Source organism: Sphingomonas sp. Leaf22 (genome assembly GCF_001421715.1).
Classification (GTDB): Bacteria; Pseudomonadota; Alphaproteobacteria; order Sphingomonadales; family Sphingomonadaceae; genus Sphingomonas.
This window is the reverse complement of record NZ_LMKP01000044.1, coordinates 117,247-134,511: the sequence shown is the minus strand read 5'-3', so window position 1 is coordinate 134,511 and position 17,265 is coordinate 117,247. Positions and strand designations below refer to the sequence as shown.

Genomic DNA, 17,265 nt, shown 5'->3' with positions numbered 1-17,265 from the left:
TCGACACCCCCGTCACGGAACCGTCTTCATTCCGCCACGCGATCGTCTTCGATCCGCAATCGCCGTGTCGCAGCTTTGCGCCAACGGGGGGTGGGGAGGACGCCGGCCGTGCCGGCTTCCGGGATAGATTGCGGGGATTTCCATGGCGAACAACGACTTGACCATCGGCTATGACGATGGCGATATCGAAACGAACCTGAGCAACGGGCCGAGCCTGCAGGATCTGGTCGACCAACGCTATTCGCGGCGGCAGGCGCTGCGCGGCGGTGCGTCGACCGCGGCGGTCGCGGTGTTCGGCGGGTCTCTGCTCGCCGCGTGCGACGACAAGGTCGCGGGCATCGACAATACGCCGCCGGTCGTGGGCGTTCGGTCGAGCGGTGCGACCACCGGTGGTCGTGTGGTCGTGCTGACCGGCACCGCCACCGACGACAACGCCATCGTCACCCAGGCCTTTACGCAGGTGTCGGGCCCGACCGTCACCCTGTCGAACGCGAACACCGGTGCCGCGACGTTCATGGCCCCGGCGGTGTCGACCGCGACCAACCTCGTCTTCCGCTACACCGCGACCGACGTGAAGGGCGCGGCGAGCAGCACCGACATCACCGTCGCGGTCGCACCGCCGACGCTGGGCTTCTCCGCCGTTTCCAAGAGCCTTGCCGATGCGCTGACCGTTCCGGCGGGCTATACCGCGACCGTCCTGTACCGGCTGGGCGATCCGCTCAACAGCGCGACCGCCGCCTATGCCAATAACGGCACCGATACCGGCTTTTCGGCGCGTGCGGGCGATCATCACGACGGCATGAGCTATTTCGGTCTCGCCGCCAGCGGCACCACGCAGGATGCGAACAATTCGACGCGCGGCGTGCTGGTGATGAACCACGAGAATATCTCGGAACAGTATCTGCACGTGAACGGCGTGACGTCGGTCAACGGCGTCCGTCCGACCGCCGAAGTGGTCAAGGAAATGGAATGCCACGGCGTGTCGGTGGTCGAAGTGACCCGCGCGTCGACCGGCGGCTGGAGCTATGTGCAGGGGTCGGCGCTGAACCGTCGGATCACGCCCTATACGCCGACGACGTTCAGCGGTCCGGTGCGCGGCAGCGCGTTGCTGTTCACCGCCTATTCGCCCGACGGTACCGCCGGGCGCGGCACGATCAACAATTGCGCCAACGGCCATATGCCGTGGGAAACGTACATGACTTGCGAGGAAAACTGGGCAGGCTATTTCCGGCGGGACGCGGGCGACAATGTGCGGCGCGCTGCGGCACTGGGTGCGAAGGCGGTGCAGGCATTCACCCGTTACGGCCTGAACACCGCGACCGGCGATACGCTGCGCGGCGGCAATTACAGCTGGACCACGGCGGCCGAGGCGGTGTCGGGCCAGACGCTGATCCGCAAGTTCAACGCGACCGTCGACGCCACGCAGCCCGCCAACGGCACCGGCGACTTCCGCAACGAACCGAACCAATATGGCTGGTGCGTCGAGATCGATCCCTATGATCCCGCCGCCGCGCCGCGCAAGCGCACCGCGCTCGGCCGGATGAACCATGAAGGCGTATGGCCGGGCCGCGTGTTCGCCGGGGTCAAGCCGGCCTTCTACATGGGCGACGACGCGCAGAACGAATATATCTACAAGTTCGTGTCGAACACCGCATGGGTCGCGGCGGACGCGGCGGCGACCAACCGCCTCGCCATCGGTGACAAATATCTGGACAGCGGCACGCTGTACGTCGCGAAGTTCAATGCCGATGGCTCGGGCGAATGGATTGCACTGGTGTTCGGGCAGAATGGCCTGACCGCCACAAACCCGCTCTATGCCTTTGCCGATCAGGCCGATGTGCTGACGCACTGCCGCCTTGCCGGCGATGCGGTCGGCGCGACGCGGATGGACCGTCCCGAATGGACCGCGGTCAACCCGGCGACCGGCGAGATGTATTGCACGCTGACCAACAACTCGTCGCGCGCACCGGCGCAGGTCGACGCCGCCAATCCGCGCTCGTACATCGATCCGCGCACCAACGGCACGCGTTCGACCGGCAACGCCAACGGCCATATCGTCCGCCTGCGCGAGCGCGGCGACACGACCGAGGCGACGGCGTTCACGTGGGACGTCTATGCGTTCGGCGCGGGTGCCGATCTCGACCCGACGAACATCAACCTGTCGAGCCTCGACGCGACCAACGACTTCTCCAGCCCCGACGGCCTGTGGTTCGGTCGCGCGTCGAACGCCAGCGGACAGGTGACGCCGGTGCTGTGGATCCAGACCGACGACGGTGCCTATACCGACGTCACCAACTGCATGATGCTGGCGGCGATGCCGGGCACCGTCGGCGACGGCGGCACGCGCACGATCACCAATACCGGCGTGTCGGCGACCAGCACCGCCACGACCCGAATCGGCAAGGCACCGGGCACGACGCTGCGCCGCTTCCTGGTCGGGCCGGTCGGGTGCGAGATCACCGGGGTCGATTCGACGCCGGACGGCCGGTCGCTGTTCGTGAACATCCAGCATCCCGGTGAGAACGGCAACCTGTCGAACATCACCAGCATCTGGCCGGCGACGACGGCGGGCAGCCGTCCGCGCTCGGCGACGGTGGTCATCACCAAGGAGGACAACGGCGTGATCGCGCTGTAAGTCTTTGATTCTACGATATCGGGGCGGGCGGTGGTCGAAAGGCCGCCGCCCGTTTCGCGTTCAAAGGTCACGAAAGTCACACTCGTGCGCATCGTGCGGCGGATGCGGTTCCGGGACATCGCCCCAGAGTTGCGCCACCGACCGGCCACGACGCGGCAGGCCGATTTCAGGGCCGTGGCGGCGTTGCGCGTCGGTTACGATGCTTCGGCACCGCGCCTCTCTCCCGCCTTGCCACCAACCGAAATCGGTACCGTGCCGATGGTTCAGGCGGATCGACAAACGCAGCAGCCGAGGATCGCGAACCCGGCCGTCGATCCTGCGCAGGATCGCGCGGTGTAGGAAAGCGCCGATATCGGACCGGCGTGCCGCGCCCGCCCGTTAGAGTCGCTTTCGATCAAATGTGATCGCCCTCACCCTTCCGCGGCTGCGCCGCTCCCTCCCTCTCCCGCCGGGAGAGGGAAAGACGCCGAAGGCGGCGAATGGTGAGGGCAACCACAGGTGATAGAGTTTGACCCTAGTAACGGTGCCGTTCGGCCGGGCCGGGCGGCGGGTCGCGTCAGTAGATTCCGTCGATTTCCATCGTCAGGCGCGGGGCGGGGGGATTGAGCAGCAGGCTGCGCTTGTCGCCCTGCAACACTTCCTCCTGTCGCAGCCGGTCGTAGCGGGTGCGGGCGGCGGCGGCGGCGTCGGCACCGTCACGCAGGATGGTGGGTTTGAGGAAGACGAACAGCGTGCGCTTCTGACGGCTCTCGTTGCGGCCCTTGAACAATTCGCCGATGATCGGAATGTCGCCGAGGATCGGCACTTGGCTGCGGACACGTTGATAATCGTCGCTGGTCAGGCCGCCGAGTACGATCGTCTGGCCATTATCGGCAAGCACGGTGGTGTTGGCCGATCGTTTGTTGGTGATGATGTCGGCCGCGCCGCTGACCTGGGTAGGTGCGATCGACGACGCTTCCTGGCTGACTTCGAGGCGGATCGTGTCGCCGGCATTGATGCGCGGCAGGACCCGCAGGGTGATGCCCACATCCTTGCGTTCGATGGTTGTATAGGGATTGGCGGTGCCGTTGCCGGTCAGGATCGATCCGGTGACGAACGGCACTTCCTGCGCGACGACGAACTCACCGAGCTTGTTGTCCAGCACCGTGATCTGCGGCGTCGAGAGCAGGTTTGCCTTGGTCGACTGGCTTAGCGCCTGCACAAGGATCGAGAAGTCGTTGCCGATACCGATATTGCCGGTGATGCCATTGCCGAGCAGATTACCCGCCGGCACGCCCAACGCACGCAGAATGCCGCCGAGCGACGCTCCAGCATTGTCGAATGATGTGGCAACCCCTTCTACACGGGTCAGCGCCGCTCCCGAGGTGCCGATCTGCACCGCCAACTGTTCGGCATCCTGACCGGTAATCTCGGCGATCGCCGCCTCGATCAGCACCTGCGGACGGCGCACGTCGAGATCGGGGATCAGCCGTTCGATCTGGGCGATGGCGGTGGGGGTGCCGCGCACGACGACGGCGTTGATGTCGGGGGCGGGCTGGACGGTAATGTCGGGGGTGGTGAAGCCCTGCGCCGGGGTGGTCGACGCGTTCTGGCCGACGGTGCTGATGCTGCCGCCGTTGCCGCCCGTGCCGACGCCGCTCGCCGCGGCGATCCCCGCCGCGCTCGCGCCGCCATTGGCGATCAGCCCCGACAGCGCCGCGCCGGCATTGTTGCGCTGGCTGGTGGTCGAGAGACTCCGCGCGACCGGATTCGAGGCGGACTGCTGCTGGCCGAGAATGCCGCGCAGGACCTCGGTCACGCTTTCGGCATCGGCATAGTTCAGGCGGAATACGCGGGTCGAGGGGGTCGTGCCGCTGCCCCGCGCGTCGAGCGACTGGGCGATGCGCCGCGCCTCGGCGACGCCGGCGGGGGTGCCGCGAACGAGGATGGTGTTGCTGCGCGCATCGCCCGCGACCCGCGCGCCGCCTTCGCCCAGCACCGTCTGCATCGCCGTCGCGATATCGGCGGCGTTGCCGTTGGCGAGCGTGATCGTGGCAAAGGTCGATCCACCGCCACCGTCGAGCGAGCGGGCCAGCGCCTCGATCCGGCGGACATTGTCGGCATAGTCGGTGACGACAATCGCGTTGGGCTGGGTCAGCGGTTCGACGCTGCCGAAGCTCGCGACCAGCGGACGGACGATCCGCGCGGCATCCGCCGAGGGGACGTTCGACAGCCGCACCATCCGCGTGGTCAGTTCCTGCCCGCCGACGCCGCGCCCGCGCACCCCGCCGTCGCGCACCGCGTTCGCCTGCGGAATGATCCGCCATGCCGAGCCCGAGCGGACCGCCGCGAAGCCGTTGGCGCGCAGCACCGACTGGAACAGTTCCCACACGCCCGCCGGCGACAGCGGTTCGGCGGAGGTGACCGTCACCTGCCCCTTGACCGTCGGGTCGAGGATCAGCGTGCGGCCGGTGATGCGGCTGATCTGATCGGCGACGTCGGCGATCTCGACGCCGCGCATGTTGACGACGATGTCGGCCGCCTGCGTCTGGCCCATGACCGGCGACAGGCTGGTCGCGGCGAGCGTGAGGGACAGGAACGCGGAAACGAGGCGATGGCGCACGGCGGGGAAACCCTAACGAATGGGAATGGAGACGGTGTTCGGCTTGCCGTCGCGAAGGATGGTGACCTGGGCCTGCCCCGATGCGGCGGCGCTGGCGATGGCGGCGTTGACCGCCGACGGGTCGGTCAGGGCGGCGCCGTTGACCGACTGGATGACGTCGCCCGCACGCATGCCGGGCGGCGGGTTCGCACCGATCGCATAACCGCCGGCGACCGGGGTCGCGTTCAGCCGCGACAGCACTGCCTGCGCGCTGGGCGGCGGCGGCGGGGCTGCGGCGGGGGCGGTGGAGGGCTGTACGGTGAAATTGGGGGCGGGAGCCGCTTGGCCGGGGGTCGGCGTCGCCTGTCCGAACGGATCGGGGAAGGCGAGATATTCCAGCCGCCCGCCATTGTTCAGGATGATGCGGTCGCGGCGGATTTCAGTCACCTGCGCGCCGGCCAGCGCATCGCCGGCCTTGAACGGCTTGGCCGCTTCGTTGCCGATCGACACGAACGCGATCGACAGTTCGGCGGGGCGGGCGAAGACCACACCCTTCAACACCGCCTGGATGGCCGTGGGGCTGGTGGCGTCGGCGGCGGTCGGGCTGCCGAAGGGTGCCCAAGCGAGCGCCGGGCCGGTGTCGACGGTGACCGCGCGGGTGCGTGCTGCGGACGGCACGGTGATCGCGCCGGTGCCGGCATGGCCCGCGATCCGCCAGACGAGGCCGGCCAGCGCGAACGCGACCGATACGATCGCGGCGGCGGCGAGCCAGTCGACCCAGCGTTCGCGCCAGCGCAGCCGTTCGACGACGATCATGCCGCGTCCTTGCGCAGGAAACCGTCGAGCCGGGCCATGGCCACGGCCTCGCCCGCCGGGGCGACGGTGATCGTCACCCGGTCGAGCGCGGGGTCGCTGGTCGCGGTCCGGTTCACCGCCACGCTCCATTGCCGCCCCAGCATGTCCACCGCGTCCGCATTCGCCTCCGGCGTCCCCGTTTCCAAATCGGCAAGCCGGTTTTCGGCCACCCACATCGCGATCGCACGGCGTTCGACGCCGCGGGTCGAATCGATATGCTGCTCGACCGCGCCGATCAGCCCTACCGTGGCGATCGCCAGTACCGCCAGCGCCACCATCGCCTCGATCAAAGAAAAGCCGGCTTGCTCCAAATCCTCCCCGCCTGCGGGGAGGGGGACCGTCCGCGCAGCGGATGGTGGAGGGGGAGGGCGGCGCAACGCAACTGTGCCGTCGTATGCGGCGATCCCCCTCCACCATGCTGCGCATGGTCCCCCTCCCCATGTGATGGGGAGGATTCTCATTGCGTCACCTTGGTCGCGCGGGCGGTGATGCCGTCATAGCGAACCCGCCACGTCTGGTCGCCGCCGGTGATCGTCGCGCCCAGCGGCTGGCCGGTGCCATCGACGCCGAGGACCACCGGCGGGGCGACGTCGAGCGTCATCACCATGCCGCCGGGCAGGGTATGGAACCCCAGCGGCCCGTCGGTCCGCGGGGTCAGGCCCCTCGCCCCGACCTGCGCAAAGCCATAGCCATGGGTTTCGGTGGTCAGCGCGATCAGCTGGTCGCCGAGCATCGCATCGTCCGCCGCCGCCTGCAGCCGCACGGCGAAGCGCCGCGCCTCCGCCTCGACATTGGGGGCGCGGGTGGCGGCACCGATGCCGAGGCTGACCGCACCCGCCGCCACGCCGATGATCGCAAGGACGATCAGCATTTCGATCAGGGTCATGCCGGATTGGGAATCACGGTCCGTCACTCCCGCGCAGGCGGGAGTCCATTGCCGCCCAAGGTCGCGATGGAGTCGCGGCGTCGGCGGATATGGACCCCCGCCTGCGCGGGGGTGACGATCATGGGGCTCGATCAGCGCGCCGTCCCGTCGATATCGGCGTCGAGTCCCTCGCCGCCGGGCTTGCCGTCCTTGCCGAGCGACTTGATCGTGAATCGTCCGCCGGTCGATTCGTAGACATAGGGATTGCCCCATGGGTCCTGCGGCATCTGCGACAGATAGCCGTCGGGCGGATAGGCACCGGGGACCGGCGGCTGGGTCGGTTTTTCGAACAGCGCCTTCAGCCCCTGCGTCGTCGTCGGATAGTCGCCATTGTCCAGCCGGTACATTTTCAGCGCGGCGGAGATCGATTTGATGTCGGTGCCGGCGGTCGTCACCCGCGCCTGATCGGGGCGGTTGATGACGTTGGGCACGATCAGTGCGGCGACCAGCGCGATGATCGCCAGCACGACGATCATTTCGACCAATGTCAGCCCCGCCTCGCGGTCGGGGACAGAAACCTTGCGGGCGGCGGGGTTCGCGGCCAAGGTGTCACGAAACTTTCGGAATAAGATGCGCATCCACGCCCCAATGCGTCCACACGATGAAGCCATTTTGACAATCGAACCTGCCCCCGCCGGTCCGGCCGCCGGCGTGTGGGCTGTCGCGGGCGGCAATGCTATTGTAGTCGATGGCACGGTCCCCGCAACAACCTTGCTCGTCCCGTCCGAATCGGTCCTTCTGCTCAGCGTCGACCTGCCGCTGCCCAGTCGGGCGAAACGGCTGGCGGCGCTGCCGTTCGCGGTCGAGGACCGGATAGCCGATCCGATCGATGCCGTGCATCTGGTGCTGGGCGATGCGATCGGCGACCGGCGCTATCTGGTCGCGGTCGTGCGGCACGGCGTCATGACCGAATGGGTGGCGATCGCCGATGCCGCCGGGATCGGCGGCGCGGCGTTCGTGCCCGACGCGCTGACGCTGGCCGCGCCGGTCGAGGGATGGAGCGTCGAGGTGACCGGTGGCCGCGCGCTGGTCCGCGCCGCCGACGGCACCGGCTTCGCCATGCCGCTGCCGATGCTGGTCGCGGCGTGGGAGGCGGCGGGGCGGCCGGCCGTGCAGGCGCTGGGCGACCCGTTGCCAGCGGCGATGGCGGGCGACGGCGTGGCGTTCCCGCCCGCGCCGCTCGACCAGCGCATCGCCGATGCGCCGATCGATCTGCGGCAGGGTGCCTATGCCCGCCGCCGGACGGCATGGCCGAGCACGACGCGCAAGGTGGCGATGATCCTCGGTGCGGCCGCGCTGGCGCATGGCGTGATCGCGGTCGCCGACACGCTGATGTTGCAACGCATCGCCGAGCGGCGGCAGGCGGCGCTGCAACAACTGGTGGTGACGACCGCGCCGTCGGTGCCGACCGGCGGCGACGATTTCATGGTGCGGGTCGCCGACCTGCTGCCGCGCCCGACCGGTTCCAACCGCTTCGTGCCGTTGCTGTCGCGCGTTGCCGGGGCGCTGTCGCCGATCGGACCGGCATTGGTCGTTAACCGGATGGATTTCGAAGGAAACGCGCTGACCCTCGATTGCCAGTCGCCCGAAACCGGCATGGCCGACCGGCTGCGCGCCGCATTGTCCGCCGCCGGCGTCGCCGCACAGGTGAGCGCCGCCCCCGGCGGGGCGCTGCGCATCGTGGCGCGCGGGGCATGAGCATGGTCCGGCGCAGCGCCCGGATCGAGGCCGCCCTCGCCCGGTTCGACGGCTGGTGGCAGGGGCTGACCATGCGCGAGCGGGTGCTGGTGGGGACGCTGGCGGCGCTGCTCGCCGGGGTCGTGCTGGTGTACGGCGTAGTCAAGCCGGTGCAGGCAGCACGGGCGCAGGCGCGTGCCGATATCCGGCAGGCGGAGACGCTGATGGCGCGGGTGCGTGCCGCCGGGCGGCTGGAAAGCGCACCGGCGACGACCGCCGCCGGACCGCCGCAAACGGTGATCGCATCGGCAGCGACGACCGCCGGGTTGCAGCCGGTGCTGGCCGAGGCGAATGGCGGCGTCACCGCTACGCTGACCGACGCGCCTTATCCGGCGGTGGTGACGTGGTTGAGTTCGGTCGCATCGACCAGCACGATTGCCGTGCGGCGGGTGACGATGCAGCGCGGTTCGACCTCCGGCCGGGTCAATGCCAGCGTGGAGTTCCGACCATGACCGATACGCTGCTCCATGCCGAACCCGTCCGCCTGCCTTATGGCTATGCGCGTAAAGGGGGCGTGCTGATCCGGCTGGGCAAGGCGGGCATGGAGTGCGTCCACCGCGCCGATGCGACGCTGGATGCGATGCTGGAGGTACAGCGGGTCGCGCCGGGTATCGCGTTCGTTCCGCTGGACGATGCCGCGTTCGATGCGGCGTTGCAGGCGAGCTATGGCGGCAGCGCGACCACCGCCGCCGACATCGAACTGGCCGAAACCGATCTGGCGGCGCTGGCAGACAGCGCGGCGGCGGTCGACGACCTGCTCGACGCGCGCGACGATTCGCCGGTCATCCGCCTCATCAACGCCCTGTTGCTCGAAGCGATCAAGGAAGGCGCGAGCGACGTCCATGTCGAGACGCAGGAAAAGCGCCTCGTCGTCCGCTTCCGCATCGACGGGGTGCTGCGCGACATCGTCGAGCCGCCGCGCGCGCTCGCCCCGCTGCTGGTCAGCCGGATCAAGGTGATGGCGAAACTCGACATCGCCGAGCGCCGTACGCCGCAGGACGGGCGGGTGACGCTGCGCATCGGCGGGCACGACGTCGATGCCCGCGTGTCGACCATGCCGACCCAGCATGGCGAGCGGGTGGTGCTGCGGTTGCTCGAACGTGGCGGCATGATGCTCGACCTGGGCGGGCTGGGTATGTCGGAGCGCGACGAAAGCGTGTTCGGGCGGTTGCTCGAACGGCCGCATGGGCTGTTGCTCGTCACCGGACCGACCGGATCGGGCAAGACGACGACGCTCTATACCGCGCTGACCCGCCTCAACGATCGTCGCCGCAATGTGATGACGGTCGAGGATCCGATCGAATATGAACTGGCCGGCATCGCCCAGACGCAGGTCAATCCGCGCACCGACATGACCTTTGCGCGGGGGCTGCGCGCGATTCTGCGGCAGGACCCCGACGTCATCATGGTCGGCGAAATCCGCGATCAGGAAACCGCGCAGACGGCGGTCAGGTCGTCGATGACCGGCCATTTCGTGCTGTCGACGCTGCACACCAACACCGCGATCGGATCGGTCACCCGGCTGATCGACATGGGGGTCGAGCGGTATCTGCTGGCCCCGATGCTGGTCGGGCTGGTCGCGCAGCGGCTGGTGCGGCGGTTGTGCATGGAATGCCGGTGGCAGGATCGGTCGACCGAGGCGGACAGCGTCCTGCTCGGCGGCGCGATCAAGCCGGGCAAGAAGCTGTGGCGCAAGGGCGGGTGCGAGGCGTGCCATCACGAAGGCTATCGCGGCCGCGCCGGGCTGTACGAGGTCGTCGCGGTCGACGACCGGTTGCAGGCGATGATCCACAACGGCGTCGCCGAGGCCGAACTGGAACGCGCGGCGCGGGTCGATAATCCGGCGTTGCTCGACGATGGCGTTGCGAAGGTGAAGGCGGGGGTGACCACCGTCGAGGAGGTCGCGCGGGTCGTGCGGGACGAGGGGTGATCCTTTCGCGCTCGAACCCTCAACCCCGCAAAATCCGTTTGGTTCGAGCAGCTTCGAGCTTGTCGAGAAGCGTCCGTCGAGAACGGTTCGCCCGGGGAGAGGCGTTCTCGATACGCGCTCTCGACAAGCTCGATCGCTACTCGAACCAAACGGTTTGGGTGGGGATGGGGTTGGATAGGGGGGTGCCATGACCGCCTACACCTACCGCGCAGCCTCCCGCACTGGCGCGACCGTCAAGGGCGTGGTCGAAGCGTCCAGCCCCGCCGCCGCCCGCGCGATCCTACGCGAACGCGGCGAATTGCCACTGTCGGTCGAGGAGGCCGCGGAAAAAGGTCCGAAGCTCGGCAGCATCCAGCTGCCCCGGCTGTTCCGGCGCGGGGTGTCGAGCAAGGCGCTGGCGACGCTGACGCGACAAATATCGACATTGGTCGGCTCCGATATTTCGATCGAGGAATCGCTGCGCATCGTCGCCGGACAGGCCGACAATGCGGCGGTCAACGCGCTGTTGCTCGACGTGCGCGCCGCGATCCTCGACGGGCGCAGCTTCGCGCAGGGGCTGGCGCGGCATCCCAAGGCGTTTCCCGAATTCTACCGCGCCTCGGTCGCGGCGGGGGAACAGTCGGGGCGGCTGCCCGACGTGCTCAACCACCTCGCGAACTTCGTCGAGACGCGGCAGGCCAATGGCCAGAAGATGCAGCTGGCGTTGCTGTATCCGGCGCTGCTGGCGACGGTCAGCTTCGGCATGATGGTGCTGCTGATGGTCTATGTCGTGCCCGACATCGTCCGCGTGTTCGTGTCGCGCGGGGCGGAATTGCCGTTCCTGACCCGCGCGCTGATCGCGCTGTCGGCGTTCATCCAGAACTACGGTCTGTACGTGGCGGTGGCGGCGCTGGTGCTGTTTCTGGTCGGGGCGCGCTGGCTGAAGGTGCCGGGCAACCGGCTGGCGGTCGACCGGCGGCTGGCGACGCGCGCGCCGTTCCGCCGGTTCAGCCGCCAGCACAATGCCGCGCGCTTCGCCGGCAGCCTCGCCACGCTGGTGGGCAGCGCGGTACCGCTGGTCGAGGCGCTGCACGCCGCCGCCGCCGTCACCCCCAACCGCTTCGTGCGCGACAAGGCGCTGACCGTCGCCGCGCGGGTCCGCGAGGGGTTGTCCTTACGCGCGGCGATGGCGGAGGCGGAAATCTTTCCGTCGATGCTGGTCGCGATCGTCGCCTCCGGCGAGACGTCGGGGCGGCTGGCACCGGCACTCGACCGCGCCTCGGGCGAGCTGGAGCGCGAACTCGACGCGCTGGTGGCGACGCTGGTTGCGCTGGTCGAACCGATGGTGCTGTTGCTGATGGGCGGGCTGGTGCTGATGATGGTGCTGGCGATCCTGTTGCCGATCATCAACCTGAACAATCTGGTGCAGATTTAGGGCCGATCGACATTCAGTACGGTCTTGCCTTCTCCCCTCCCTGATAAGGGAGGGGTCGGGGGTGGGTAGGCCGGTTGTGGCGCGCCCACTTTCCCTCGCAGACCGACCCAACCCCCAGCCCCTCCCTTGTCAGGGAGGGGAGTAGTTTGCTGGCCTGACAGCTGAATGTCGATCGGTCCTAAAGCCGTATCCCCGCCTGCGCCGGGGAACGGTTCACGCAGGTGACGGGTGCGTGCTAACGCTGCCGTCCGTCTCGCAACAAGGAAGCACCATGACCGACCTCGCCCGCATCGTCGCCGAGGTGACGGAGGAGATCACCGCCAACGCCGCCGAAATCGAGGCGGCGGCGGACGCCGGGCTCGACTATCCGCCCGACTGGTTCGGCATGGCGGTGGCGACGCCCGATGGCGGGCTGTTCCATGGCGGCTATTCCCATATCCGCTTTCCGTTGCAGAGCATCGCCAAGGTCTTTGCGCTCGAAATGGCGCTGGAGGCGTGCGGGGACGCGGTGTTCAAGCGCGTCGGGCGCGAGCCGTCGGGCGATCCGTTCAATTCGATCGTCGACCTCGAACGCAACAAGGGCGTGCCGCGCAATCCGTTCATCAATGCCGGCGCGCTGGTGGTGTGCGACATCCTGGTCGAGCACCAGGCCGACGATTGCGCGCGCGCGGTGGTCGACTTCATTGGCCGCGAGGCCGGGCTGGCCGACGTGATCCTCAATCAGGACGTGCTGGAAACCGGCCGCACCGGCGGCGACCTGAACCGCGCGATGATGAGTTTCGCGAAGCATCACGGCAATCTGCATTGCGACATCGACGAGGTGATGGAGGCCTATGTCCACCAATGCGCGATCGAGATCGATGCGAAGTCGCTGGCGAAGGCCGGGCTGTTCCTGACCCGCACCGCGCGGACCGGCGATGCGGCGGGCGACAGGCGCGCCACGCGGACGCGGCGGCTGCTGTCGTTGATGACGACCTGTGGGCAATATGACGGGTCGGGCGACTTCGCATACCGGGTCGGGCTGCCGGCCAAGAGCGGGGTGGGAGGCGGCATCCTCGCCATCGTGCCGCAGGTCGCGTCGATCGCTGTGTGGTCGAACAATCTCGACCGGCAGGGGAATTCGATCCTCGGCATACGCGCGCTGGAGTTGCTGGCAGACAAGGCGGATTGGTCGGTGTTCGGGTGACTCCACCCGTTCGTCCAGAGTAGCCGCTGAGCTTGTCGAAGGGGCGTATCGAAGAACCATTGGTGGCGGGTGCTTCGATACGGGTATTCGATTTCGCTCGGCCCCTGCTCAGCACGAACGGCCTTTTTCGTACTTCCACCCTCCCTTCCGTTTGCTTCGAGCGCAGGTTCGAGCCTGTCGAGAACCGAAGTCGAGAAGGGGTTGCCCCGAACAGCGAGTTCTCGACGGGCGCTTCTCGACAAGCTCGAAGCTGCTCGAACCGAACGGGGTGGGGCGGGGATAAGGCGGGGTCAGCCCGCCTTTTTCGGCCCCAGCAGATCCAGCACCGCGGCGGTCATCGCGATCGTGCCGGTCACGATCGACGGTTCGGGCGCGACCTTGAACAGGGGCGAATGGTGCGACGGCACCGGTGCGCCGCCATTCCGCGCCGCGACGATGTCCGCCATCGGCGTGCCGCCGACCGCGAAATAATAGCCCTTCACCTTGGAATCCGGCTGGACCAGATAGGCGAAGTCCTCCGCACCCATGCCGGTCTGTTCGAAGGGCATCACGTTCTTCGGGCCCAGTGTCGTCGCCATCACCGCGTTCAGCCGCCGGGCGAGCGGCGCGTCGTTGATCGTGGTCGGCGTGCCCTCGATCACCTTCACCACCGGCATCTTGTCGGCGGGCATCCCGTTCAGCGTGCCGATGCCGCCCGCGACGCGCCTGATCCCGTCGAGCAGCTGCTTGCGCGTCCCCTCGTCATTGGCGCGGACGGTCACCTGCAATTTCGCCATATCGCTGATGATATTGTGCTTCAGCCCCGAATGGAACGAACCGACGGTGATGACGCCGGGGTCGAGCGGCTGGCGTTCGCGGCTGATGAGGCCCTGCAAGGCGATCACAAGCTGCGATGCCATATAGACCGGGTCCTTGCCGGCATGCGGGCTGGCCCCGTGCGCGCCGATGCCGGGCACGTCGATATCGACCGAGTCCGACGACGAATACTGGATTCCCTCCGATGCCGATACCATGCCCGCCGGCAGCCCGGCGGCGACGTGGAAGGCCAGCGCGTAATCAGGCTTGGGAAAGCGGCTATAGAGGCCATCGGCCAGCATCGCCTTCGCACCTCCGACGCGTTCCTCGGCGGGCTGGACGATGAAGACGATCGTGCCCTTCCACCGGTCCTTGAGCGCGGCCAGCCGGCGGGCGGTGCCGACCATCGCGGTGATATGGGTATCGTGGCCGCAGGCGTGCATCACCGGCGCCTCGACCCCGTCGACGCCGACCTGCCGCGCCTTGCTGGCATTGGGCAGGCCCGATTTCTCCTCGACCGGCAGCCCGTCCATATCGGCGCGGACCAGCACGGTCGGGCCGGCCCCGTTCTTCAGCACGCCGACCACGCCGGTGCCACCGACGCCGGTCGTCACCTGCATCCCCGGCACGCCGCGCAGCTCGGTCGCCATGCGCTCGGCGGTCTTCACCTCCCTGAACGACAATTCGGGATTGCGGTGGAACCAGTCCCACATCCCGCCCAGCGACGCCGTGTAATCGGCGCGGACGGCGGGTGCCCAGTCGGGTTCGGCCATGGCCGGCGTCGCGGCGAACAGGCAGGCGGCGGTGGCGATCAGTGTGCGCATGTTGGGTCCCCTTTGGGCCTTAAGCTATCCGCTTTCGCCAAAGTGTCGAGGGTCGATGTTGCCGTCCCGTTCCGCGTCACCCATATCCATCCGCATGGCGATCACGATCCGCACCGACCTGTCCGAGCCGGAAACCGGCCAGACCTTCGTCCCTCACCGTCCCGCCCGCCCGGCCAAGGTGGATGCGGGCAAACGCTTCGTCATCAAGTCCGATTACGAACCCGCCGGCGACCAGCCGACCGCGATCCGCGAACTGGTCGCGGCGGCGCGCGCGGGGGAGAAGGATCAGGTCCTGCTGGGCGTCACCGGTTCGGGCAAGACCTTCACCATGGCCAAGACGATCGAGAAATTGCAGCGCCCGGCGCTGATCCTTGCCCCCAACAAGATCCTTGCCGCGCAGTTGTACGGCGAAATGAAGTCATTCTTCCCCGACAATGCCGTCGAATATTTCGTCAGCTATTACGATTACTACCAGCCCGAAGCATATGTCGCGCGGTCCGACACCTATATCGAAAAGGAAAGCTCGACCAACGAGGCGATCGACCGGATGCGGCATTCGGCCACCCGGTCGCTGCTGGAGCGCGACGACGTCATCATCGTCGCGTCGGTATCGTGCCTGTACGGCATCGGATCGGTCGAAACCTATTCGGCGATGATTTTCGACCTGAAGAAGGGTGATGTCGTCGACCAGCGCGAGATCGTCCGCAAGCTGGTCGCGCTGCAATACAAGCGCAACGACGCCGCGTTCCAGCGCGGTAATTTCCGCGTGCGCGGCGACAGCCTCGAACTGTTCCCGTCGCATTATGACGACAGCGCGTGGCGGATCACCTTCTTCGGCGACGATATCGAGGAGATCACCGAATTTGATCCGCTGACCGGCAAGAAGGTCGCCAGCCTCAATTCGATCCGCGTCTATGCCAATTCGCACTATGTGACGCCGGGACCGACGCTGAAACAGGCGGGCGAGGCGATCCGCCACGAACTGACCGAGCGGCTGAAGGAACTGGTCATGGAGGGCAAGCTGCTGGAGGCGCAGCGGCTGGAACAACGCACCAATTTCGATCTGGAAATGATCGCCGCCACCGGTTCGTGCGCGGGGATCGAGAATTACAGCCGCTTCCTGACCGGACGCCTGCCGGGCGAACCGCCGCCCACGCTGTTCGAATATCTTCCGGAAAATTCGCTGCTGTTCGTCGACGAAAGCCATCAGACGATCGGCCAGATCAACGGCATGTCGCGCGGCGATCACCGGCGCAAGATCACGCTGGCCGAATATGGCTTTCGCCTGCCGAGCGCGATCGACAACCGGCCGCTGCGCTTCAACGAATGGGACGCGATGCGGCCGCAGACGGTGTGCGTGTCGGCGACGCCCGGCGGGTGGGAGATGGAGCAGACCGGCGGCGTGTTCAGCGAACAGGTCATTCGCCCGACCGGCCTGATCGATCCGCCGATCACGATCCGCCCGGTCGAGGAACAGGTCGACGACCTGATCCACGAGGCCAAGGAGACGGCGAAGAACGGCTATCGCACGCTCGTCACCACGCTGACCAAGCGCATGGCCGAAGACCTGACCGAGTTCATGCACGAAGCCGGTCTGAAAGTCCGGTACATGCACAGCGACGTCGAGACGCTGGAGCGCATCGAGCTGATCCGCGACTTGCGCCTGGGTGTCTATGACGTGCTGGTCGGCATCAACCTGTTGCGTGAAGGACTCGACATTCCCGAATGCGGGCTGGTCGCGATCCTCGACGCCGACAAGGAAGGGTTCCTGCGCAGCGAAACCTCGCTGATCCAGACGATCGGCCGTGCCGCGCGCAACGTCGACGGGCGGGTGATCCTCTATGCCGACCGGATGACCGGCAGCATGGAACGCGCCATTGCCGAAACCGATCGCCGTCGCGAAAAGCAGCGCGAATATAACGAAGCGCACGGCATTACGCCCACGACGATCAAGCGCCAGATCGGCGATATCATCGCCGACGTCGCCTCGCGCGATCAGGTGACGGTCGAGATCGACGAGGACGGCCCGCGCCACATGGTCGGCCACAATCTGCGGTCGTATATCGAGAGCCTCGAAAAGCAGATGCGCGAGGCGGCGGCCAATCTGGAGTTCGAGACCGCCGGACGGCTGCGCGACGAGATCCGCAGTCTCGAAAACGAGGAACTCGGCCTGCCGGCGAGCGAGCACAAGGCACCGATCATGGGCCGATCGAACGAAGGCAAGCCCGGTACCCGCAAGACCCGCTATGGCAAGCAGAAGGCGATGCGCATGGCCGGCGGGGGCGGGCGGGGGCGGTAGCCGACGGTCGTCATCCCGGCTTGGGCCGGATTCGTAGACACTGACGCCAACGCTGAACACGCAACGTCGGCGTGTATGGCCTTC

14 protein-coding genes are annotated in these 17,265 nt (G+C 67.5%); 8 read left to right on the top strand and 6 right to left on the bottom strand.

The features are described from left to right. Nucleotides 1-142: 142 nt before the first annotated feature. Nucleotides 143-2,635, top strand: coding sequence for a PhoX family protein (locus ASE70_RS17855; RefSeq protein ID WP_056507709.1), 2,493 nt, complete (start codon nt 143-145; stop codon nt 2,633-2,635). A gap of 84 nt (nt 2,636-2,719) precedes the next feature. Next, nucleotides 2,720-2,974 (top strand): hypothetical protein, encoded by a 255-nt coding sequence (locus ASE70_RS17850; protein WP_156356330.1) that lies wholly within the window; start codon nt 2,720-2,722, stop codon nt 2,972-2,974. Between the two features lie 217 nt (nt 2,975-3,191). Here the strand turns inward: ASE70_RS17850 and gspD are convergent, their stop codons facing one another. From gspD to gspG, 5 genes are all read right to left on the bottom strand, one after another. Then, the gene (gspD, locus tag ASE70_RS17845; RefSeq protein ID WP_056507704.1) at nt 3,192-5,237 is read right to left on the bottom strand and encodes a type II secretion system secretin GspD; all 2,046 of its coding nucleotides are present in this window, start codon (nt 5,235-5,237) and stop codon (nt 3,192-3,194) included. Nucleotides 5,238-5,249: 12 nt separating this feature from the next. Then, a complete protein-coding gene (locus tag ASE70_RS17840; protein ID WP_056507702.1) occupies nt 5,250-6,032 on the bottom strand; it encodes a type II secretion system protein N in 783 nt (260 codons plus the stop codon). Continuing rightward, a complete protein-coding gene (gspI, locus tag ASE70_RS19400; RefSeq protein ID WP_268794944.1) occupies nt 6,029-6,382 on the bottom strand; it encodes a type II secretion system minor pseudopilin GspI in 354 nt (117 codons plus the stop codon). Before gspI ends, ASE70_RS17840 begins: the two co-directional genes overlap by 4 nt. Before the next feature lie 146 nt (nt 6,383-6,528). Beyond that, a complete protein-coding gene (locus tag ASE70_RS17830) occupies nt 6,529-6,984 on the bottom strand; it encodes a prepilin-type N-terminal cleavage/methylation domain-containing protein (RefSeq protein ID WP_268794943.1) in 456 nt (151 codons plus the stop codon). Between the two features lie 104 nt (nt 6,985-7,088). After that, nucleotides 7,089-7,541, bottom strand: a complete 453-nt coding sequence (gene gspG, locus ASE70_RS17825; protein WP_268794942.1) for a type II secretion system major pseudopilin GspG — start codon at nt 7,539-7,541, stop codon at nt 7,089-7,091. Nucleotides 7,542-7,608: 67 nt separating this feature from the next. Between gspG and gspL the strand changes: the two genes are divergently transcribed. From gspL to glsA, 5 genes are all read left to right on the top strand, one after another. Then, a complete protein-coding gene (gspL, locus tag ASE70_RS17820) occupies nt 7,609-8,694 on the top strand; it encodes a type II secretion system protein GspL (RefSeq protein WP_235520053.1) in 1,086 nt (361 codons plus the stop codon). After that, nucleotides 8,691-9,185 (top strand): type II secretion system protein GspM, encoded by a 495-nt coding sequence (gene gspM, locus ASE70_RS17815; protein ID WP_082451120.1) that lies wholly within the window; start codon nt 8,691-8,693, stop codon nt 9,183-9,185. Before gspL ends, gspM begins: the two co-directional genes overlap by 4 nt. Then, on the top strand, nt 9,182-10,663 hold the full coding sequence (locus ASE70_RS17810; protein ID WP_056507696.1) for a GspE/PulE family protein: 1,482 nt from the start codon (nt 9,182-9,184) through the stop codon (nt 10,661-10,663). The genes gspM and ASE70_RS17810 overlap by 4 nt, the downstream gene beginning before the upstream one ends. Before the next feature lie 187 nt (nt 10,664-10,850). After that, a complete protein-coding gene (locus ASE70_RS17805) occupies nt 10,851-12,077 on the top strand; it encodes a type II secretion system F family protein (protein ID WP_056507694.1) in 1,227 nt (408 codons plus the stop codon). Between the two features lie 271 nt (nt 12,078-12,348). Then, entirely contained in the window at nt 12,349-13,263 is a 915-nt protein-coding gene (gene glsA, locus ASE70_RS17800; protein WP_056507691.1) for a glutaminase A, read from the top strand. Between the two features lie 290 nt (nt 13,264-13,553). On the opposite strand, the gene ASE70_RS17795 is transcribed toward glsA, so the two are convergent. After that, nucleotides 13,554-14,882 carry an amidohydrolase gene (locus ASE70_RS17795; protein ID WP_056507689.1) on the bottom strand — a complete coding sequence of 443 codons (1,329 nt, stop codon included), beginning with the start codon at nt 14,880-14,882 and terminating at the stop codon, nt 13,554-13,556. A 94-nt stretch (nt 14,883-14,976) separates the two neighbouring features. Here ASE70_RS17795 and uvrB point away from each other — a divergent pair, with 94 nt between their 5' ends. After that, nucleotides 14,977-17,181: an excinuclease ABC subunit UvrB gene (gene uvrB, locus ASE70_RS17790; RefSeq protein ID WP_056507687.1), complete on the top strand. Its 2,205-nt coding sequence runs from the start codon at nt 14,977-14,979 to the stop codon at nt 17,179-17,181. Nucleotides 17,182-17,265 lie beyond the last annotated feature (84 nt).